Below are 1626 nucleotides of genomic sequence, written 5' to 3' on the forward strand. Positions count from 1 at the left end.
CCCGGGTACTGGGCATTTCGAAGAACACAGTCAAGGCGGCGTTGGCCTCGGATGGCCCGCCGAAGTATGAACGGGCGCAGCGGGGTTCGATCGTTGACGAGGTCGAGCCGCGGATCCGGGAACTGCTCCAAACTTATCCGCGGATGCCGGCTACGGTGATCGCGGAGCGGATCGGCTGGACCCGCTCGATCCGAGTGCTCTCGGCGCGGGTGGCTGAGCTGCGGCCGGTGTATCTGCCGCCGGATCCGGCCTCACGCACCGCGTATCCGGCCGGGGAGATCGCCCAGTGCGATTTCTGGTTCCCCGACATCGAGCTGCCGGTGGGGTTCGGGCAGACCCGCACCGCGACCCGATTGCCGGTGCTGACCATGATCTGCGGCTATTCACGCTGGTTGTCGGCGCTGCTGATCCCCACCCGACGCGCCGAGGACCTTTACGCCGGGTGGTGGCAGCTGATCACCACGCTGGGCGCGGTGCCGCGAGTACTGGTCTGGGACGGTGAAGGCGCCGTCGGACGGTGGCGCGCCGGACGACCCGAGCTGACCAAAGAGTGTCAGGCGTTCCGCGGGGTGCTGGCCGCCAAGGTGATCATCTGCCGGCCGGGCGATCCGGAGGCCAAGGGACTCATCGAACGCTGCCACGACTATCTGGAGCGCTCGTTTCTTCCTGGCCGCACCTTCGCCTCACCGACGGATTTCAACACGCAGCTGGCCGACTGGCTGGCCACCGCAAACAGCCGCACCAAGCGGGCATTGGGTTGCGCGCCGACCGATCGCCTCGACGCCGATCGGGCCGCGATGCTGGCCCTGCCGCCGGTGGCCCCTGCGACGGGCTGGTGCTGCTCGCTGCGGCTGCCCCGCGACCACTATCTGCGCCTGGATTCCAACGACTATTCGGTGCATCCGGTCGCGGTGGGACGCCGGGTGCTGGTGCGCGCCGATCTGCAGCGGGTGCAGGCGTTCTGCGACGGCCAGACAGTGGCCGATCACGCCCGGATCTGGGCCACTCACCAGACGATCTCCGACCCGCTTCACGTGCAGGCAGCGAAGGTGTTGCGCCGCAGCCGCATCCACAATCCGCCACCTCCGGTCGAGTCGCAGGTGGCGGTGCGCGATCTGTCGTCCTACGACACCGCGTTCGGTGTCGACCTCGATGGTGGAGCCGCCTGATGGCCACCGCCAAAGCCACCACGGCCCGTGATGTGACCGCTGAGCTGGCGTATCTGACCCGTGCCCTGAAGGCACCCACCCTGCGCGAATCCGTGGCCCGTTTGGCCGAGCGGGCGCGCGCGGAGAACTGGACCCACGAGGAATACCTGGCGGCGTGTCTGCAACGTGAAGTCTCGGCTCGGGAGTCTCACGGCGGGGAGGGCCGCATCCGGGCCGCCCGGTTCCCAGCCCGAAAGTCGTTGGAGGAATTCGACTTCGATCACGCCCGCGGACTCAAACGCGACACCATCGCCCACCTCGGCACGCTGGACTTCGTCACTGCCCGCGACAACGTCGTGTTTCTCGGGCCACCCGGCACCGGCAAAACACATCTGGCCATCGGCCTGGCCTTGCGAGCCTGCCAGGCCGGGCACCGCGTCTTATTCGCCACCGCCGCCGAATGGGTCGCACGGCTAGC

The 1626-nt window shown here is 68.3% G+C and carries 2 protein-coding genes; both read left to right on the forward strand.

Annotated elements, in window-relative coordinates:
* Positions 1-1169, forward strand: a 1169-nt coding sequence (istA, locus tag BST14_RS28000; protein WP_083067479.1) for an IS21 family transposase, incomplete at its 5' end; no start/stop codon positions are given.
* A partial coding sequence (locus BST14_RS28005; RefSeq protein WP_158085945.1) for an ATP-binding protein occupies positions 1169-1626 on the forward strand: 458 nt, incomplete at its 3' end. The genes istA and BST14_RS28005, both read left to right, overlap by 1 nt.

Origin of the sequence: Mycobacterium arosiense ATCC BAA-1401 = DSM 45069 (assembly GCF_002086125.1) — a bacterium.
GTDB lineage: Bacteria > Actinomycetota > Actinomycetes > Mycobacteriales > Mycobacteriaceae > Mycobacterium > Mycobacterium arosiense.